14 protein-coding genes and 1 pseudogene are annotated in these 18,827 nt (G+C 49.9%); 6 read left to right on the top strand and 9 right to left on the bottom strand.

Features of this window, described 5'->3' with window-relative positions; genetic code table 11:
- Positions 1 to 388, top strand: a pseudogene (locus IC617_RS18470) (IS4 family transposase); the annotation flags it as partial.
- Between the two features lie 54 nt (positions 389 to 442).
- Here IC617_RS18470 and grcA read toward each other — a convergent pair.
- Positions 443 to 817, bottom strand: a complete 375-nt coding sequence (gene grcA, locus IC617_RS18465; protein WP_191146471.1) for an autonomous glycyl radical cofactor GrcA — start codon at positions 815 to 817, stop codon at positions 443 to 445.
- 657 nt (positions 818 to 1,474) lie between these two features.
- Here grcA and IC617_RS18460 point away from each other — a divergent pair.
- Complete coding sequence (locus IC617_RS18460; RefSeq protein ID WP_191146470.1) at positions 1,475 to 5,176, top strand: glycosyl hydrolase; 3,702 nt, start codon at positions 1,475 to 1,477, stop codon at positions 5,174 to 5,176.
- A 68-nt stretch (positions 5,177 to 5,244) separates the two neighbouring features.
- Here IC617_RS18460 and IC617_RS18455 read toward each other — a convergent pair whose 3' ends face one another.
- From IC617_RS18455 to IC617_RS18445, 3 genes are read right to left on the bottom strand one after another with little or no spacing between them, the layout of a single operon-like run.
- The gene (locus IC617_RS18455) at positions 5,245 to 7,848 is read right to left on the bottom strand and encodes a sensor domain-containing phosphodiesterase (RefSeq protein WP_191146469.1); all 2,604 of its coding nucleotides are present in this window, start codon (positions 7,846 to 7,848) and stop codon (positions 5,245 to 5,247) included.
- A 41-nt stretch (positions 7,849 to 7,889) separates the two neighbouring features.
- Positions 7,890 to 8,381 (bottom strand): WbuC family cupin fold metalloprotein, encoded by a 492-nt coding sequence (locus IC617_RS18450; RefSeq protein WP_191146468.1) that lies wholly within the window; start codon positions 8,379 to 8,381, stop codon positions 7,890 to 7,892.
- Positions 8,381 to 9,067, bottom strand: a complete 687-nt coding sequence (locus tag IC617_RS18445; RefSeq protein WP_191146467.1) for a DNA-3-methyladenine glycosylase I — start codon at positions 9,065 to 9,067, stop codon at positions 8,381 to 8,383. Before IC617_RS18445 ends, IC617_RS18450 begins: the two co-directional genes overlap by 1 nt.
- A gap of 197 nt (positions 9,068 to 9,264) precedes the next feature.
- Between IC617_RS18445 and IC617_RS18440 the strand changes: the two genes are divergently transcribed.
- The gene (locus IC617_RS18440; RefSeq protein ID WP_191146466.1) at positions 9,265 to 10,263 is read left to right on the top strand and encodes a gluconeogenesis factor YvcK family protein; all 999 of its coding nucleotides are present in this window, start codon (positions 9,265 to 9,267) and stop codon (positions 10,261 to 10,263) included.
- Positions 10,264 to 10,301: 38 nt separating this feature from the next.
- Here IC617_RS18440 and IC617_RS18435 read toward each other — a convergent pair whose 3' ends face one another.
- From IC617_RS18435 to glpX, 5 genes are all read right to left on the bottom strand, one after another.
- Positions 10,302 to 10,469 carry a hypothetical protein gene (locus IC617_RS18435; RefSeq protein WP_191146465.1) on the bottom strand — a complete coding sequence of 56 codons (168 nt, stop codon included), beginning with the start codon at positions 10,467 to 10,469 and terminating at the stop codon, positions 10,302 to 10,304.
- A 154-nt stretch (positions 10,470 to 10,623) separates the two neighbouring features.
- Positions 10,624 to 11,271, bottom strand: a complete 648-nt coding sequence (locus IC617_RS18430; protein WP_191146464.1) for a GntR family transcriptional regulator — start codon at positions 11,269 to 11,271, stop codon at positions 10,624 to 10,626.
- Between the two features lie 278 nt (positions 11,272 to 11,549).
- A complete protein-coding gene (locus tag IC617_RS18425; RefSeq protein WP_191146463.1) occupies positions 11,550 to 12,113 on the bottom strand; it encodes a NapC/NirT family cytochrome c in 564 nt (187 codons plus the stop codon).
- A 22-nt stretch (positions 12,114 to 12,135) separates the two neighbouring features.
- Positions 12,136 to 13,578 (bottom strand): multiheme c-type cytochrome, encoded by a 1,443-nt coding sequence (locus IC617_RS18420; RefSeq protein ID WP_191146462.1) that lies wholly within the window; start codon positions 13,576 to 13,578, stop codon positions 12,136 to 12,138.
- Between the two features lie 206 nt (positions 13,579 to 13,784).
- The gene (gene glpX / locus IC617_RS18415; protein ID WP_191146461.1) at positions 13,785 to 14,792 is read right to left on the bottom strand and encodes a class II fructose-bisphosphatase; all 1,008 of its coding nucleotides are present in this window, start codon (positions 14,790 to 14,792) and stop codon (positions 13,785 to 13,787) included.
- Positions 14,793 to 14,976: 184 nt separating this feature from the next.
- On the opposite strand from glpX, the gene IC617_RS18410 reads away from it, so the two are divergent.
- The 3 genes from IC617_RS18410 (at position 14,977) to IC617_RS18400 (ending at position 18,691) form a co-directional block, all read left to right on the top strand.
- Complete coding sequence (locus tag IC617_RS18410) at positions 14,977 to 16,233, top strand: valine--pyruvate transaminase (protein ID WP_191146460.1); 1,257 nt, start codon at positions 14,977 to 14,979, stop codon at positions 16,231 to 16,233.
- Between the two features lie 149 nt (positions 16,234 to 16,382).
- Positions 16,383 to 17,501, top strand: coding sequence for a phosphoserine transaminase (locus IC617_RS18405; protein ID WP_191146459.1), 1,119 nt, complete (start codon positions 16,383 to 16,385; stop codon positions 17,499 to 17,501).
- A gap of 20 nt (positions 17,502 to 17,521) precedes the next feature.
- On the top strand, positions 17,522 to 18,691 hold the full coding sequence (locus tag IC617_RS18400; protein WP_191146458.1) for a 3-phosphoglycerate dehydrogenase family protein: 1,170 nt from the start codon (positions 17,522 to 17,524) through the stop codon (positions 18,689 to 18,691).
- Positions 18,692 to 18,827: the final 136 nt, after the last annotated feature.

Raw genomic sequence — 18,827 nt, 5'->3', positions numbered from 1 at the left:
TTGGAAAAGTGGCGGGGCGCAAGTTGAAAACTTACGTATGCAAACGAAAGAGAATCTCGAAAAGATGGTCGTTATCCTGGCCTTTATCGCAGCCCGCCTGCACCAGTTACGATATCTGGGGTTGAATCAGGAGCAGGCAAAAAAAGAGAGTTGCGAAACCATCCTATCACCCTTGGCCTGGAAGCTTCTGTGGTCGAAACTGAATAAATCCAAACCGCCACGAAAACCACCAACGGTTCATTGGGCTTATCTGAGTTTAGGCAAGTTGGCTGGGTGGTATGACTCGAAACGCAATGGACGCGTGGGCTGGGAGCGATTGTGGCAAGGATGGTTCAAACTACAAACCATCCTTGAAGGCTATGAGCTAGCCAAGTCTCTTGAGCTCTGAGATGTGATCAAGAGACAGGCGAAAGCGGCCTTTTTTTCGTTCAAGGTCTGATGATTACAGACGTTGAGTAAAGGTACGAGCAATCACATCACGCTGCTGCTCTGCAGTCAGTGAGTTGAAACGTACGGCATAGCCAGAAACACGAATGGTCAGCTGTGGGTACTTTTCTGGGTGCTCAACTGCATCTTCTAAAGTTTCGCGAGTCAGTACGTTGACGTTTAGGTGCTGACCACCTTCACGAATTGCAGGTGCCTCAACAGGTACTTCGCGGTATTCGAATTCGCCTAACTTAGCAACGTCTACCACTTCATCTTCAGCGTAGTCAGCTTTTGCACACAGGCAACGAGCTTCTTTGTTTGCTTCATCAAGGAGCCAAAAAGAGTTAACCAGGTTTGCTTGAGCGGCTTCTGTAATTTGGATACCAATCATCTGCTATCTCCAGTTGTTGTATTTGGAAAGTAATTTCAAATCTGAGTCAAATTTAATAGCAATAATTGATTTAAGTCAATAGTGTTTGTGTGGTTATTGGCTGTTTTGTAATTTATTTACACATTATGCCTATATATTAATCATTTAGGTTGATTGTGATAGAAATGTTACTTTAGTCAGATTCTAAGAGTGTTTAGCTCAAATATTGTAGTACATAGACTTACAGCGAGCATGGTTTAAATGTAATAAAGTTACAGATTATGCGTATGATTCGCATTCATGCGTGAGGCGAGCAAACTAGGGCTGAATAGCAGTCGAAAGCCGCTACTATTTGCTGTTTTCGAGCAACCAATCGAGGGTGACGCGGCGGTCAATCGGGCGCTGAATGTCGGCGTTTTTGAGTCATCAGATGAAGCTGTGCTAGGTAGTAAAGTCAAACTAATACTTCAACCAAATATCATGCTCTGTTGTTTTCTATGCTGCAATCTCAGTGAAAGAATGCGCTTACATTTTTAATGTTTATTAATTCATTGATTTTATATTAAACAGTGAGATACCTCTTGAAAACTAATGAAAGCGCTTACTTGTTGGCGGGCGGTTGTGCATTATTAATTCACCAAGCACGAAAGCAACAAAACAATACAAGTAGGATGCATAATGAACGCCCACACCAAAGCTTTGGCGGCCGCGATATTACTATCGCTGTTAGCTGGTTGTAACTCAGGTTCCAGTAATTCGCCTCCGGCCAGTAGCGAGCCACCTAAGGACCAAACCCCAACGCCGGACCCAGACCCAACGCCGGACCCAGACCCAACGCCGGACCCAGACCCAACGCCGGACCCAGACCCAACGCCGGACCCAGACCCAACGCCGGACCCAGACCCAACACCGGACCCAGACCCAATGGGCCTGATGAGTTTTGGCTTAGGAACTGTGGCAACCGAGTTTAATCCCGAGGGCTATGGCTGTGTCGAAGATTACGGTTATTGGATTTATAACGCTGGTGTGACGGAACCTGGGGTTGCTGGTTGCGATGCTGATGGTAAACCGATTGGCAATCCTACCTATCGACATCCGCAAGTAACGGGCCCAGCAGCAGAAAAGCCTGTCGCCGCTCATCGTTGGTGGGGGTCGGTGTCGTTTCTTGGTGAAATGCAGATTGGCGATCCAAATAGTGCTGCCTATATTACGCCAGATCCGATAATGGCACGGGTTAGTAATCGAGGTGCGCGTATTCTGTCTTTGCCATCTGGATTACGTGTTGTTGATAGCATCAATTTTCAATACACCATTCCTGACCCCTTCGCGGAAGTCATGGACGGTATCGCCATCGGCAATTCTGAACACTCTAATATGGAAGCGTTCCTGAAATCATCCAGTGATGGCAGTGTAACGGTCGAATGGCAAGCAAAAAACCAAGCGATTATGGAAGCAACCTTTGTTCATGGTTCTCCTTATGTTTTTGTGACTGCATACGAAGGCGAGCCTGTTCTTCGCACTTTGCGCAGTGATGGCGGAGAGAAAGGCACATTTCATCAAGGCAATAATCAGCTGGGGGTTTGGACAGCAGTGGCTGGTGGCCGGCAGAATTTCTTGATCGTAGGAGAGGGAACGACGACGTTTGACAATGTCGCTGGTGATGAAATAACTCTCTCGAATGATTCTGGCAAGTTTACGCTGGCGGTATTGCCTGCCGACAACGGAGCCGATCCTTCGGCTGCTACAATCAGTGATTTTGCAGCATTAGCGCGCAATGAAATCAGCGAAGTGATTATTGATTACCAAGTTGCTGCAACCACTCAGGAAGTCACCATCTCTCACCAATATTTAGATGCGCAAGGGGTCGCAACCGAAACGATGGTTGGAATGCTGCCGTTGCATTGGAAAAATTCTGATCTGCCAACAACCTCATACTCCATGCGAAGCGCGCGTGGCGTGACGAAGTTTGCCAAAGCCTCAGGTTTTGAGTACCGCATTCCTTATGTTGGTGTGCTGCCGTCATTGCCTAATCTCGGCCAACATGATCCGGCCGTGCTCGAAAGCCTAGTGCGCGATTTTACCAATCAGCCTGAATCACAATGGAATACGTTTGCAGATACCTATTGGTCGGGCAAGAATTACGGCAAGGTCGCAGAACTGGCGGCGGTTGCCAGAGAATCTGGGTTGATGACCGAAGCCGATCAACTGATTGACTGGCTTAAAACAGAGTTAGCCGATTGGTTCACTGCATCGACGGGCGGCGTGCTGGATGCCGACAAGTACTTTGTTTACGATCATGAGTGGAACACGTTGTTGGGGGTTGATGAATCATTCGCCTCTCATCAAATGCTCAATGATCATCACTTCCATTACGGCTATTTTGTTCGTGCCGCTGCGGAGATTTGTCGGGTTGATAGTGCTTGGTGTAGTGATGAGCAATTTGGCCCGATGATTGAGTTGTTGATCCGTGATTATGCTGGCGACCGTGATGATTCCATGTTCCCTCACCTTCGCCATTTCGATCCTGCTAATGGCTTTTCTTGGGCATCAGGTACAGTGAACTTTGCCCGTGGCAATAACAATGAGTCAACTTCTGAAGCCGCCAACGCCTATGGTGCAATGGTGCTGTATGGCTTGATTACCGGCAATCAAGAAATCGCGGATCGGGGCGTGTATTTACACGCATCTACCTCGGCAAGTTATTGGCAGTACTGGAACAATATTGATGGCTACAATGGCATGGCTGAGGACTTCGACAACTTCCCGTCAGGCTATGACCGCATCACCACGTCGATCGTTTGGGGAGACGGAGCGGTCTTTTCAACCTGGTTTAGCCCACTGTATGCGCACATATTGGGGATTCAAGGGTTGCCAATTAATACCTTGACTGCTCATGTGGCTCAATACCCTGATTACATGGCGGACTACGTCCGTTTGGGATTATCTGAATCCAGCAATGGTAAGCCGTCGGGACTTGATGAAGATCAATGGCGAGATATTTGGTGGAATCTTTGGGCCATGATTGATGCGGATGCAGCAATTGCTGATTACGAGAGTATGCCGAGTTATAACCCTGAGCAGGGCGAGAGCAAAGCACACACATACCATTGGCTCCATACTTGGAAATCACTAGGTGTGTTGCATAGTGGCACCGGTGAAATCACCGCCGACTACCCTGCCGCGATGGTCTTCCGTAAGGATGATTTGAATACCTATGTTGCCTATAACTTCAGCTCTTCAGCTAAGGAGATCACTTTTAGTGATGGGACTAAGTTGCAGGCAGGGCCGGGATCATATGCATATAAAACAGCAGGGGAAGGGGATGACTCTGATGTATCGCCGCCAACAATGCCGACTGACCTTGCCACACTAACTGTTGCCAAAGAGACCGCAGCGCTGCAATGGCAGCCAGCTACTGATGATGTCCGTATCGCCTCGTACCGAGTGCAATTGTTTGAAGGAGCAAGTTTGATCGACGAACAAATCGTATTGTCGACGCGAGCGAACCTCAGCGGCTTATCGCCATCAACGCCATACTTGGTTGAGGTAGTTGCTTTCGACGGGGCTGGCAATCAGTCTCCTGCGGCAACATTGAGTTTTTCGACGTTGGATGCCAATGCCGATTTACCGCCAATCCTGACGGGTACCTTGACCGTCAGTGCAGTTGGTCAAACTAGCGCTGAGTTTTCGTGGAACGCCGCGACTGATGATGATGCTGTCACAGGGTATCAGGTGACAGTGACTGATGAAGCTAGCTTCGAAGAAACATGGCAGGTGGCGGAAACTTCTGCGACCATCAGCTTGCTGCAACCTGAAACCAATTATCAAGTTCAAGTGGTTGCTATCGACAGCAGCAATCAACAGTCTGCTCCGCTGGAAAGTTCGTTCAGCAGCTTGGCTGAAGTTGCCGATCTCGTGTTATTTGATGATGCGCTAGCGACTGGTTATCAGCTTGGCACTTTCCCCGGTACGGACCTGATGCAAGTGACCGATGGCGTTATTGACGCTTCATTTGCAGATATCGGAAATGTCTATCTGGTTGCTCCGGAAACCTTTGACATGACATCGTATGCAGTTGGCAAGATGACCTTTGATCTGAAAGTCATCAGCATGGGCAGCAATACTGAGATTTTGGTTAAAATGGACAGCGGTTGGCCAAATGTTAGTGATGTTAATCTCAGTCAGTATGGCGGGTTGCCGGCAGAAGGCGGTGAGTTTCAATCGTATGAGATCCCAGTTGACGATTTTGTCAAATCCTCAAACAGCTTAGCTGGTGGTCAAATGTCATTAAACTCGATTGTTAACCCCGTTGTGTTCGAAGGTAGCGGTGGTACTGGAATGCATATTCAGATTGACAACATTCGTTTTGTGGCTGAATAGGCCTTAGTCTAAATTAAAAAGCTCGGTCACAATGACCGAGCTTTTTCGTTTTCCTAACTGGTACAGCATTAATTTTTGTATTGCTCTAGCAACCAATCGAGGGTGACGCGGCGGTTAATCGGGCGCTGAATGTGGAAGCCCTGGAGGTAATCGCAGCCGAGTTCTTCGAGTAGCACCATGGTTTCTTCATCCTCAATGCCTTCGGCAACGAGTTTCAGCTGTAGGTTATCTGCCAGTGCTTTTACCGTTCGAACAATGGCCATGTGTTCATCTTGATGACGCATATTAGTCACGAAACTGCGGTCAATCTTTACGCCATGGATGGGGAATCGGTGCAAATAAGCCAATGATGAATAACCGGTGCCAAAATCATCCATTAATAATTGCACACCAAGTTCATTGAGCTGGCTGAGTACGGTTTGAACTTTATCCTGATCTTCCAGCAAGGCGTGCTCTGTGATTTCTAAGCGCAGCGCACTGGCAGGTAATTCGGTGACTTCCAGCACATTGGCAATTTGGCTGGGTAGTGAAGACTGAGAAAAGTGCTGACTCGCAAGGTTGACGGTAACCGACAGATCTTTCAGCTCGGGATGATTTTGGCGCCACTCGGCGAGTTGATAGCAAGCGCGATTAAGCACATACCAATCGATTTCTTTGATAAAGCCAATCTCGGTTGCCAAATCAATGAAATGACCAGGCATCACCAAGCCATCAACAGGGTGACGCCACCGGACCAGCGCCTCAATGGCGGTTGGTTTGCGATTGACGCCCGACAGAATGGGCTGGTAGTAGACTTCAAACTGATTACGATCAATGGCGATACGAAGCTCATTTTCAAGCTTCAATGCGCGGGTCGCTTCCTCGTGCATACTGGCATCAAACAGGACGTAGCGGCGACGCCCCTGAGCTTTCGCTCGATACATGGCGGCATCGGCGTCACGGAGCAATTCTTCCGGCTCCTGATAGCGATCGTTGCCGAGGGCGATACCGACGCTAGTGCCGGTGAAAATGCGCTCACCATTGACGAAGAAGGGTTGATCGAAGGACGCGCTGATGCGCTGAGCCAGACCAATGGCATCCTGTTCCGACTTCATTGGCTCCAGCAAAATGGCAAATTCATCTCCGCCTAAGCGAGCAATCAGATCGCGACCGCGCAAACAGCGGCGAATTCGCGACGAGGCTTTTTTCAGCAGCTCATCGCCTGACATGTGGCCGAGGCTGTCGTTGACCAGCTTGAAGCGATCCAAGTCGAGGAACAATACTGCAAAGTCGTAATGGCGGTAGTTTTCCGCTCGGACAAAGGCTTCTCGCAAACGTTGTAAGAACACAATGCGGTTTGGCAAACCGGTCAGGCTGTCGTGGCTAGCATCATGCTTCAACTGGCGTTCAATGCGGCGTCGTTCGGTGATCTCAGATTCGAGCTCTTTGGTGCGCAAGCGAACTTGGTTTTCTAGTTTGTCCTGCGCTTGTTTGCGCATTAAGGCGCTGGTGACGTGGCGCGATACGAAGTTAATCAACTCTAAATCTGATTGACTGTATTTATGCGACAAATCATAGCTTTGCAATACAATGGCACCAATGACATTGGCGCCATCTTTAAGCGGTACACCGAGCCATGAATGTGCCGGTGTGCCCATCTTTTCAATTGCTTTGGCTTGCTCTAAGCCACGAATGTCGGATTGGGACAACAGCATGCCATGGGCTTTGGTCATCAAGTATTCGGTCATGCCGCGACCTAGCTTCCGCGGCTTGGGTGGCGCATCAAATTGGTCGACGCGGTAGGGAAATGACAGCGTTTCACCGTCTTGATCCAAAATCGCGACATAAAAGTTTTTACAGGTGATCAGCTTGGAAATAACCTTGTGCAGGGCACTGTAGAAGTCGTCCATGTGCTCGGCGTTATGGGCCATTTCACTGATATCAAACAAGGCCCGTTGTAGTTGCTCTGATCGCTGCCGCTCTTGTACTTCTTTGTGCAATTCGTCATTGGTTTGAGTGAGCTCTGCGGTACGCAGCTCAACCTGCTTTTCAAGGCTGTCACGGTAGTGGGCTCGCTCGATACTTTGGGCCAGATGATGAGCAACAAACTCCAGCACCTGCATGTCTTGGGTATCATAGGCTTTGTTATCTTCATAACTCTGCACCACGACCACGCCCATACATTCGGTGTCGGACATCATCGGAGCACCGAGCAGATAGCTTGGCATGGAGCCCATTTGCATTATTTCGCCGGATTCAACCAATTCAGTAAATTGATTACGGCTGACCAGCACGGGCTCCTGCCTGCGCATCAGGTAACCGGTCATACTCAATTCAAGCTGCTTGGAGCTGATCGCGAGATGCTTACCGTTGTCGTAGCGGTCTGCTAGATAGACAATGCTGAGGTTTCCTTCGCTGTCTTTTAAGCCGATATAAAAGTTTTCGGCATACAGCAAATTAGCCATGATGTTGTGCAGACCGCGATAGAAATCGTCGAGGTCCAAATTGCGGCCGGATAGTTCGGCAATGGTAAAGAGGGCTTCTTGCAGGCGATTGAGATTTTGATACTTGGTGGACAGCTCCTCGACTTCAGGGACAAGCGACCGCAAGGTATTCAGTTCATCCAGAATGGTATCTGAAGTCACCATTTGTTCGTCGGCTATTAAAGCTTGTTCATCGAGGTTGTTGTACATAATGCGTCAATTAGTTACTCGGGCTTGAGGGTTGGCTGCAGTCACATAAAACGCTCACCCGACTTGGCATTTACTAGCCAACGACGGTAATCCTGCGCCTTTAAATCCGCCTCTTTCGGGGCCCACGGAGCGAAGAGCTTATCACGGCTCGCGCAGTAGGGGCCTCGTTTCACTTCAAAAAATAAACTATTTGTTTGCCTAGCAATGACACTGTGCCACTGACCGCTGGTGAGCTCCAAGCCAAAATTTGAGTGGCCTGCAATCAGCTCGATGCGTTCATTGATAGTGCCATCATCACCGAAAATAAAAAAGCTGAAAGCACCGCGAACGACAGTGAACAGCTCCCATTTGTCTGGCTCGGGATGGTAGTGAGGGCAAACATAGCTGGTTGGCTGCATGGCGATCAAAAATCGTTGCACCGGATCATGATAAGACTGATGCAGATTCAAATGGGCGCGCTGACGCGGCGCTTGGCGCGATTGCTCAAGCAGGGATTCGACCAACTGATCATTAAACACATGGGCGCTGCGCATTAGACTTGCCGCTCATTACTACCGACTGATAAGCCGATGATCTGACTTAATTGGGTCATTGGCAATGCCACCTGTTGTTGCCAGGTATTAAATGCATGCTGTACTTGTTTAAGCGCGGTTTTGGATGTCACCGGTTTGTCGATCACGCCCTGGGCGATCAGATGAGCAGTGACATCGCGGCTCAGTACAAAGGTATCTTTGCCCATGCGCCGCAGCACAAACGAGGCACTGTTGCCGCCAAGTCGTGCGCCATGTTGCTTCAAGTGCAGCCAGAGTCCGGTGATATCGTCGACGGGCCATTGCGCAATGAACCGGGCGAAAGAGCCATGGTCATTGGCGGTATCGAGGACGAATTGGGCGTTAAGTGGCACCGTCTTAATTTTTTGGCCATTGCGGACAATGCGGGTGTCATTCATTAGTCGTTCAATATGACTGTCGTCAAGCAGCACCAGTTTGTGTGGGTCGAATTGCCAAAATGCGTCTTCAAAGCCCTGCCATTTTTGCTCGATGACACGCCATGAAAAGCCGGATTGGAAAACCACCTTGGTCATTATCGCCAAACAGCGATCGTCGGTTTGTGCCAGTAGTTGCTGTTCCGGCAATGGCGCGCTGACTAAGTTAAAAAGATTTTGTTCGCCGCCTTTGCGCTCGGCAGCTCGCGCCAGAGTTTGGGAGAAATGTTCCATTTCGTTGCATATTCGGGGTTTGGCAATGAAATTAGTATGCGAAACGGGCCTTAGCATGTCTAGTGGCTTGACCAGCAGCTCAAACTGCCGCTACGCTGTGATTTATATTTTCTTGCCGCGCTGAATATCGTCTGGCGAATGCAATTAGCGGATGTATGGGCAAATGACTTGCCATGCATCGAACATGCAGAATTTTTATGCGAACAAAACCCAAATCGATCGTGACTATTGGCGGGGGAAGTGGTCAATACACCCTGTTGTCTGGTCTTCGCGATCTTCCCGGTATTAATCTCACCGCCATAGTGTCAATGGCCGACTCTGGTGGTAGCACCGGTATTTTACGAGGTGAGCTCGGGGCATTGCCTGCCGGTGATGTGCTCAAGTGTATTTTGGCCATGTCACCGATGCGAGATGTTGCCCATGAGCTGTTATTAAAGCGTTTCTCTAAAAGCGAACGCTTACGCAATCATAATGCAGGCAACATGTTGCTGACCATGCTCAGCGAGTATGCTGGCTCGTTTCCTGAAGGCATTCAGGCGCTTGCGGAGATCCTCAATGTACGCGGCTCTATATTGCCCGTTACGACCGATAAAGTGACCTTGGTCGCGGAGCTAGCGAACGGTCAGCGGGTGTTTGGTGAAGCGGCTATTGATGTGCCACGTCACCTGCAGCGGGCCAATATTTCGTCGGTGTTTTTGGTGCCTCATCATGGTGAAGATGTCACCGTCCATCTGCCGGTGATCGATGCCATTATCAATGCCGACATCATCTTGCTGGGGCCTGGCGACTTATACACCAGTATTATTCCTAATCTTTTGGTCGAAGGGTTGGCCGAAGCGCTCAATTTTGCCAAGGCGAAAAAGTACTTTGTCAGTAATATCATGACCAAATTCGGCGAGACCCAAGGTTATCGGCTTGAAGGGTATGTCAATTCGGTTGAGCGCTACATGGGCTCGAAATTAGATGGCATTCTTTACAATAGTGCCAGACCGAGTGACGAGGCGCTGAAGCGCTATGCGGCGCAGCATGCTGAGTTTGTTGATGTGGGTAATATGGCGCAGCTAAAACAGCGACTTGACGTCCGCACTGTGCCGTTACTGGATGAAACCGGTGGAGTAGTGCGCCACTCTGGCGCCGCACTGGGCACTGCCATTCAGCAATTGATCGCTGAACTTGACACTAAAATGGCGGGATAGCCGCCATTTTACTTTCCTTCGTCTGCTGGATTGCAGAGTTACAACACCTCGAATTCCGCAGCAGTTAGAGGTCTGGTGGCCAGTGGCTCCTGACACTGCTCGGCGGGCGTATCAAAACTATGTTCAGATTGCTGCCATTGAGTGGTAATACGATCCATCTGGTGCATCATTTGATCTAACAGCGCGTCCATTTCACGCTTGCTCATATCTCAAACCCGTTTGTCATGGTGGTCAGCAGCCACCGATAGGAATTGAGATTAGACCAGTCGGTCAAGAGCGGCGTGATCTGAGTACCAAACTGGTGCAGAGAACCCGCTTGGGGTGGTTATAATTTGACCGTTATCACATGCTGCTCAGGCTCTAGTTACTGATGAGCTCTTTGATTTCAGCTGCTGAATCGAGGATGTGGGTGCGCAGCAGTTCACAGGCAGGGTCAACTTGTTGTTGTTGACACAATTCCAAGAGCTGGCGATGTTCAAGCTCTGAGCGCGGTTTGGCGCCAGTTAGCAACAGATTCATTCGCACGTAGCGACCCGAATTATGGTTTAACGTTCGCACCAGTTCGAGCACATGGGGGCGGTTGGCGGCACGATACAGGCTCATATGAAAATCCATATTCATATCGCTCCAAATGGCAATCGCGTCTTCTCGTTGCCAAGCGCGCTCCATGGTATCGAGACTGTGCGCAGCCAATTCAAAATCTTGCTCGGTCATTTGCGGAATCGAGCGACTTAGCAAATCGCATTCAATCAAGGCCCGCAGTTCAAACAAATCGTCAACCATGGCCTTGGACATGCAGGCAACCGTGGCGCCTTTGTGAGGTTCAAATTCGACTAAACCTTCTGCTTCTAATTGCAGTAGCGCTTCACGTATTGGGATCCGACTGACTCCGACTTGAGCTGCCAGCGCAGCCTGACGCAGAGCTGAGCCAGCTTTCAGCTCTCCAGAGAGAATTCGCTCTCGAAGCATGGAGACCACATATTCCGTTCGAGTTTTAGGTACGTTCATTTGCAAAGCCACTCGTGGCTAACCCTTGCATTTGCTGTTCGTGTCTCCATTCGACGTTAAAAATATGTGAAAGACAAGTCCGAGTAGCTGAGAAATCGCTCAAACAAATTGCCGGCTTAATTTTGGAATGGCATTTTTGGTATTTTATATTGCTGATTTTGAAATAAAAAAACGCTTGCCGATGATATTGACAGGGCAAGCGTTTGTTTTTGTTGCAGGCTGTTTAAAGTTTGTCTAAACCGACATATATTCCGTTAGGCGCATGGTCTTAACCACAACTACTGCTTTTGCGGCAGCTTGTGCGCGATACCGGCATGACAGTCGATGCAGGTTCCTTCGCCATTGAGCACTTTCTGATGGTTGACTCGGATCCGAGTGGGCGCAGCGGCGAGATCCCAACGTGTTGGTTCGTGACAACTGCGACATTCTCTGGAATCGTTTGCCTTCATTTCATCCCAGACGTGCTGGGCTAAGCGCAAGCGCTCCTGCTCAAAATTCTCCATGTTAATGGTGCCGATCAGCTGATAATAAATGTCAGCAATGGCCTTAATTTTGGTCTCCATTTTCGGCACAAACTCTTTCGAAATGTGGCAGTCGGCGCAATCGGCTTTGACCCCATGTCGATTGCTAAAGTGCGGTGACGCCTCATACTCTTCGACAATGGTGTCCATTCCGACGTGACAGGAATAGCAAAACGCATTGGTGCTACTGGCTTCCATGGTGACGTGGAATGCAACCATGGCTGCCGCGCCGAGTATGGCGAAGACGAAGCCCCCGATGGGGATCCCCAGCAACCACTTAGATTTGCTGGGGGTCCAGAACCGGCTTTTTTTGTCAGACATAAGCTGTCCTCAACCGGTTGCGTTATTTACTTTCGCTGGCGTAGCGAGCCTTGAACTCTTTTTGGGCTTTCAATCGCGCTGCCTTCACGGAGTCTGGCTCACTGCCGGAGAACCAAGCATGTTCAGGGCGGCTGAGAATTTCATCCAGCACCTTGTTGGCTTCGGCTGCGGCTTCTGTTTTACCTTCATGCTCGGCATGTTCGACGATTTCGCGGAATTGCGGCACCATCTCAATGTAGAAGCGTTCAGCCACTTCATACATGCCATGCCACTGGACGTAGTCCGGCGCCATCATTGCTGCACCATGGCGAGCGCGACGGCCTTCGTGGTGCCATAGATAGAACCAAGTCCATTCAATTTCTTCATCGAAGCCGGTTGGGGTAATGAGTTCGTGTTTTTTCAGCACATCCATGAGCGCTTTACCTGGGCGAGCAAACTTGTCGTTATACAAGTTCACCAAGGCATCAAATTGCTGATAGAAGTTCTCTACCCACTGGCTGGTGTGGCAGGCCACGCAGACGTTTTTCATGTCATCGCGGCGTTCTTGCCAAGGCTTGACCTTTTTGCCAGAAGCAATGGCTTTGGCGTCCACTTTTTCTGAAATAGCAGGGCGCAAGGTCCAGCTGATGCGATCACCGATATCATGGGTGATTGGCAAATCGCGGGTTGCACTCATGTGGCAAGTGGCACAGGTTGGTGCGGCATTATAGTCTTCGCCAACGACCCATTTAGGTGATGACAAGTTCATCTCATTAACATGGGCGTAGAAGTTGATGCCGTGTTTAGACTCTTCGTAAATTTCTTTTTGCGGGTGGTCTGGGCCGAGGTGACATTTACCACAAGCCTCTGGGCGGCGAGCCTGCACCAGTGAAAATTCGTGGCGTTGGTGACACGCACTACAAGCACCAATAGAGCCGTCTGGGTTGATTCGGCCAATCCCTGTATTTGGCCAAGTTGCCGGATCGAGGTCGCCGTTATCCAGCACTTTGATTTCAGAACCGTGACATTGCCAGCAACCAGAAACGGCAGCTGGAGACTCGCCATTAAAGACCAGCGCACCTTCGACCACTTCTGCTAAGAAGTTATCGAGTGAGCCGATGATTTGGCCCGCTTTGGCGTGGTGGCTTTTGGCAAATTCGGATACTTCCTGTTGGTGACAGTTGGAACAATCTTTCGGCGAGACAATCACCGAGATGCTGTAGCCTTCGTGTTGAATGGCGTCTTTGTCGCTCGGTGCAGCTTGGTGGCATTCATAGCAACCGACGTTGGCACCATAGTGTTTTGACTTACCCCATTGCTGATACAAACCGAGGTTGATGTCTTTATGGCAACCAACACATTGTTGGCTTTCTTCTGACAGTGAACTGAATGTTTTGAGGCTTTGGGCTTTCGGGGCCGCAGCGTGGAGGGACACTGAAAACAGCAGGCAGAGGAGAACACTGCCTAGTTGCATTAAGCGGGTCATGGTCTGGCTTCCTTGTGTTTTTATTTCCACTCAAAAAGAGGGGATATTTTTTAACCACAATAATAGCGTGGATTAAAAAAAACACACGGCGAGATCAAATAATTGCATTCGATAGGTAATTATTTGCTTACTTTTTGACAACTGCTTGTTAACAGTAAGGATATCGCTGCTGGAGGTGAGTCACAGCAGCGCATACAGGTTGGTTATTAGTCAATCCATTGATGCAGATCAGGTGATTTCTTCTCAAGGTTGTGAATTGAGTGGATTCGGCGAATGGTTCGCGACTTGCCGCGGATCAGCAAAGTTTCGGTTTCGGCTAAATTACCCTGACGAGTGACGCCGTCCAACAAGTCGCCTTTGGTGATGCCGGTGGCGGAGAAAATTACCTGATCCGAGCGGGCCATATCATTCAGGGTCAACACCTGATTAGGCGCCACGCCCATGCTTTGGCAGCGTTCCGCTTCCCAACCGGCGAGAATGCGATGTTCTTCCGTATCGCCTTTGGCTTCGGTGCGCAGCATTAAGCGGCCTTGCATGTCACCATCCATCGCGCGGATCACTGCCGCCGATACCACGCCTTCTGGCGCACCGCCGATGGTGTACATGACATCGACTTCACTCTTTGGCATACAGGTCAGAATGGATAGCGCAACATCGCCATCTGGCGCCGCGAATACTCGCACACCGAGCTCATGAAGTTGAGCAATAATGGGATCGTGGCGAGGCTTGGCCAAGGTCGCAACGGTCAATTCGGAAAGTGGTTTATCGAGCGCTTCGGCAATGGCGATAATATTGTCGATTAGCGGTTTGTTGAGGTCGATGGCGCCTTTCGCGTCCGGTCCGACGGCCAGCTTTTCCATGTACATATCTGGCGCTTTGAGAAAGCTCCCTTTTTCTCCGACGGCCAATACCGCTAGGGCATTGCTCTGGCCCATGGCGGTCATGCGGGTGCCTTCAATGGGATCAACGGCAATATCCACCGCATCGCCACCTTGGCCAACATGCTCGCCGATATATAGCATCGGCGCTTCATCAATTTCGCCTTCACCAATGACGATCTCGCCATCGATATCGATTTGGTTCATGACAATGCGCATGGCATTGACGGCTGCTTCATCAGCTTTATTTTTATCGCCACGTCCGAGCCACTTATATCCTGCAAGGGCTGCAGCTTCGGTGACGCGGGAAAATTCGATGGCCAGTTCTCGTTTCATAATTAGTTTGAAGTCAGTGGGTTGAGTTTAGGCGGCACAGTATGCCTGAGTTTGTTGCTTCAAATACTAGAGCAGATCAGGAACAGTGCGCAAAATTGGATAACAAATCAGTGTGGCTGAGGTTTGCTGATATCCGAGTCGGGCAGTATGCTATTGCTCCTTTTCGACCAATCAAGAGTTCACCATGAAGTCCAATTTCGCCAGCAAATTCCTGCAACACTCTGCCATTACTGAGTTAATGGACGATCTGAATGCCGGCGTGCAAGGTGACGACATGCTGATGCTCGGTGGCGGTAATCCGGCGCAAATTCCGCAAGTGACGGCGGAGCTTGAACAACATTTGCAGCAGACTCTGAGTGATGGTTCGCTGGTCCACTCATTGATGAACTATGACGGCCCACAAGGCAAAGACAGCTTTCGACAGGCGCTGGCGCAATTACTGAGTGAGCAATTTGGTTGGCCAATTGGTGCTGAACATATTGCCCTAACCAATGGTTCGCAAAGTGCCTTTTTCTACTTAATGAACTTGTTTGCCGGCACCACCGATGATGGCGCTAAGAAAAAAGTGTTGCTGCCGGTTTGCCCCGAGTACATTGGTTACAGCGATCTAGGGCTAGAGCCGGAGTTGTTTGTCACCGTCAAGCCAACCATTGAACTGTTGCCGCAGCGCGAGTTCAAGTACCACCCAGATTTTGACAACATGGTGTTGGATGACTCTATTGGCGTGGTTTGCTTGTCGCGACCAACCAATCCATCTGGCAACGTCATTACCGACACTGAGCTGCAAAAGCTGGATCAAATGTGCCGAGACGCCAATGTGCCACTGTTGCTCGATAATGCCTACGGCGCACCGTTCCCAAATATTCTGTTTGAAGATGTCACGCCAATCTGGAATGACAATATTGTGCTGTGCCTGAGCTTATCGAAACTGGGTCTACCGGGTGCTCGCTGCGGTATTGTGGTGGCAAGGCCTGACATTATTCAGGCAATCAGTAACCTCAATGGCATCATGGGCTTGGCGCCGGGTAGCGTTGGCCCTATTGTCGCCCAACACTGGGCTGAGTCAGGTCATTTATTGGCGCTCAGTGAGCAGGTAGTCAAGCCTTACTATCAGCAACGGGCCCAGCGCGTTGCCAATTGGCTCAAACAAGCCATTCCCGATAGCCGCTTCCGAGTTCACAAGCCCGAAGGGGCGATCTTCCTCTGGCTGTGGTTTGATGAGCTACCGGTCAGCAGTCGCGAGTTGTATCAGTTGCTGAAACGCCAAGGCCTGATCTTGGTCGCCGGTGAGCATTTCTTCCCCGGTTTGGATGAGCCGTGGTCCCACCGTTATCAATGTATTCGCTTGTCATACGCCGGCCCTGAAAGCGATGTCCAACAAGGTATTGCGATTCTAGCCGATACCGTGACTCGGTTATATGAAGATGCCGATCGCAGCTGAATCCGAACTTGAGTGAATAATTATGCGATTTTTTTGCAGAAAGATGCGCTGAATCAGTATTTTTGCGTCGCCAACCTCTTTATAATCGCCTTCTTTTTTGTCAATTAACTGTCATTCCGGGCGACCACGAGTCGCGGAGCTAAGCCATTATGACTAAACCAGAAATTAAACCCGCTAACCCCAACTTCTCATCTGGACCATGTGCCAAACGACCCGGCTATGATGCCAGTCAGCTGGACCTGAGCACCTTGGGACGCTCGCACCGCTCGGCTATTGGTAAAGCCGCGTTGCAGCAAGCGATTGAGCAAACCAAGAAAGTGTTACAACTACCAGACGACTACCGTGTGGGTATTGTGCCGGCCTCAGATACTGGGGCAATGGAAATGGTCATGTGGTCGATGCTCGGCGAGCGTCCGGTTGATGTGTTTGCTTGGGAATCTTTTGGTAAAGAATGGCTGACCGACGTCACCAAACAGCTGAAAATTGAATCCAACACCTATACCGCCGATTACGGCCAGCTGCCGGACATGTCTCAAGCTAATCCAGCCAATGACCTGATCTTCACTTGGAATGGCACCACCTCGGGAGTGTGTGTGCCGAATGCTGATTTCATCAGCGACGATCGCGAAGGTTTGACCATTTGTGATGCCACCTCAGCAGTATTTGCCATGGCAATGCCATGGGAGAAGCTTGATGTGATCACCTTCAGCTGGCAGAAAGTACTGGGCGGTGAGGGTGCCCATGGCGTTTTGATCCTGAGCCCGAAAGCGGTCGCTCGTCTGGAAAGCTACACCCCATCTTGGCCACTGCCGAAGATTTTCCGCTTGGCCAAGGGTGGCAAATTGATCGAAGGGATCTTCGAAGGCGCCACCATCAATACGCCATCAATGTTGTGTGTGGCCGATGCCATTGATGCCATGAATTGGGTTGAATCAATTGGTGGTGCAGCGGGCTCGATTGCCAAATCACAACAGAATTTGGCCGTTGTCGAGCAATTTGTTGCGGCTAACGATTGGATCGATTTTCTCGCCGAAAGCAAAGAAACCCGCTCGAACACCTCGGTGTGTTTGAAGCTTGATGCCGATGCCGATCAGGTCAAAGCCTTGGTCAAATTGCTGGCTGCTGAAGGTGTGGCCTATGACATTGGTGCTTATCGTGATGCACCGGCAGGTCTGCGTATTTGGTGTGGTGCCACCGTTGAAGCATCGGATCTGGAAGCCATGCTGCCATGGTTGGCTTGGGGCTATCAGCAAGTGACTGCGGCGTAATCAACAGAAAGGAATCAAAGATGCGTTCTATTCGTACTTATAACGCGATTAGCCAAAAAGGCTTAGTGCTGTTCCCTGAAGCACAATATAAGGTCGACAGTGTGGTTGGTGAGCCAGATGCAATTATGCTGCGTTCTCACAACCTGCATCAGGAAACATTTCCTGAAAGTGTCAAAGCCATTGCCCGTTGTGGCGCTGGCGTCAACAACATTCCTGTGGACGAATGCACTAAGCAAGGCATTGTGGTGTTTAATACCCCGGGTGCCAATGCCAATGCAGTGAAAGAGTTAGTGCTGGGTGGCATGTTGCTGGCTTCTCGTAACCTGCTGGATGCAGCGAGTTTCTCGCAGGCTTTGGACACGACGTTGGAAAGCGGCGAATTCAACAAGAAAGTTGAAGGCGGCAAAAAGAAATTTGTCGGCTCAGAGTTAACCGGTAAAACCCTTGGCGTCATTGGCCTTGGTGCGATTGGTGCCAACATTGCGCACGCAGCGCTAGCGCTGGGCATGAAGGTAGTGGGTTACGATCCAGTGTTGTCGGTAGAAGCCGCGTGGCGGTTGTCATCAGAAGTCGAGCGGGCCGATAACTTGCCGTCTTTGTTGGCACGTTGTGATTACGTCACCTTGCACGTACCAGGTAATGAGCACACCAAGCACATGCTCAATGCGGAAAATTTAGAGCAAGCTAAGCGCGGTTTAGTGTTACTGAACTTTGCGCGTGGCTCTGTGGTTGAAGAAGCTGCAGTGCTAACCGAGCTGGAAAGCGATCGTATCGCCAAGTATGTTTGTGATTTCCCATCGCCGGCTTTGATGGGGCGCAATGATGTCATCTTACTGCCGCACTTAGGTGCCAGTACCGGTGAAGCGGAAGACAACTGTGCAGAAATGGCGGCCCGTCAGCTGATGGACTTCCTTGAGAATGGCAATATTCAAAACTCAGTGAACTTTCCAAACCTACGCTTGGAGCGCAGCGAAGGTTATCGTATTACCTTCGCCAACGACAATGTGCCATCGGTACTGAGTAGTGTGTTGGCGTTGTTGTCTGAGATGAACATCAACGTGATCGATATGCTGAATAAGAGTCGCGGCGAAGTGGCTTACACCATTTTGGATGTTGAGCAGCAACCGACCGACGAGTTATTAGCGGCAATCGAAGCGTTCGAACACGTCTCTCACGTCAATACCTTTTAATTGGCTGTTGATCGCTGAATAACAAAGAGGAGCAGGCGCTCCTAATGCCGATCAGTTAACGACAAACTGATCGGTTGACCGATCTTCCGCAGGCTATATAAAGGTCTTAACTTCTTCAGTTAGGACCTTTTTCTTT

Source organism: Neiella litorisoli, assembly GCF_014773395.1.
Lineage (GTDB): Bacteria > Pseudomonadota > Gammaproteobacteria > Enterobacterales > Neiellaceae > Neiella > Neiella litorisoli.
Note: the sequence above shows the minus strand (reverse complement) of the source record. Positions and strands in the feature narration are given on the sequence as shown.

Bases quoted from the DNA above. Each gene is read 5' to 3' on its own strand.
- grcA (WP_191146471.1), bottom strand. From the start codon at position 817: ATGATTGGTATCCAAATTACAGAAGCCGCTCAAGCAAACCTGGTTAAC.
- IC617_RS18460 (WP_191146470.1), top strand. From the start codon at position 1,475: ATGAACGCCCACACCAAAGCTTTGGCGGCCGCGATATTACTATCGCTG.
- IC617_RS18455 (WP_191146469.1), bottom strand. From the start codon at position 7,848: ATGTACAACAACCTCGATGAACAAGCTTTAATAGCCGACGAACAAATG.
- IC617_RS18450 (WP_191146468.1), bottom strand. From the start codon at position 8,381: ATGCGCAGCGCCCATGTGTTTAATGATCAGTTGGTCGAATCCCTGCTT.
- IC617_RS18445 (WP_191146467.1), bottom strand. From the start codon at position 9,067: ATGGAACATTTCTCCCAAACTCTGGCGCGAGCTGCCGAGCGCAAAGGC.
- IC617_RS18440 (WP_191146466.1), top strand. From the start codon at position 9,265: ATGCGAACAAAACCCAAATCGATCGTGACTATTGGCGGGGGAAGTGGT.
- IC617_RS18435 (WP_191146465.1), bottom strand. From the start codon at position 10,469: ATGAGCAAGCGTGAAATGGACGCGCTGTTAGATCAAATGATGCACCAG.
- IC617_RS18430 (WP_191146464.1), bottom strand. From the start codon at position 11,271: ATGAACGTACCTAAAACTCGAACGGAATATGTGGTCTCCATGCTTCGA.
- IC617_RS18425 (WP_191146463.1), bottom strand. From the start codon at position 12,113: ATGTCTGACAAAAAAAGCCGGTTCTGGACCCCCAGCAAATCTAAGTGG.
- IC617_RS18420 (WP_191146462.1), bottom strand. From the start codon at position 13,578: ATGACCCGCTTAATGCAACTAGGCAGTGTTCTCCTCTGCCTGCTGTTT.
- glpX (WP_191146461.1), bottom strand. From the start codon at position 14,792: ATGAAACGAGAACTGGCCATCGAATTTTCCCGCGTCACCGAAGCTGCA.
- IC617_RS18410 (WP_191146460.1), top strand. From the start codon at position 14,977: ATGAAGTCCAATTTCGCCAGCAAATTCCTGCAACACTCTGCCATTACT.
- IC617_RS18405 (WP_191146459.1), top strand. From the start codon at position 16,383: ATGACTAAACCAGAAATTAAACCCGCTAACCCCAACTTCTCATCTGGA.
- IC617_RS18400 (WP_191146458.1), top strand. From the start codon at position 17,522: ATGCGTTCTATTCGTACTTATAACGCGATTAGCCAAAAAGGCTTAGTG.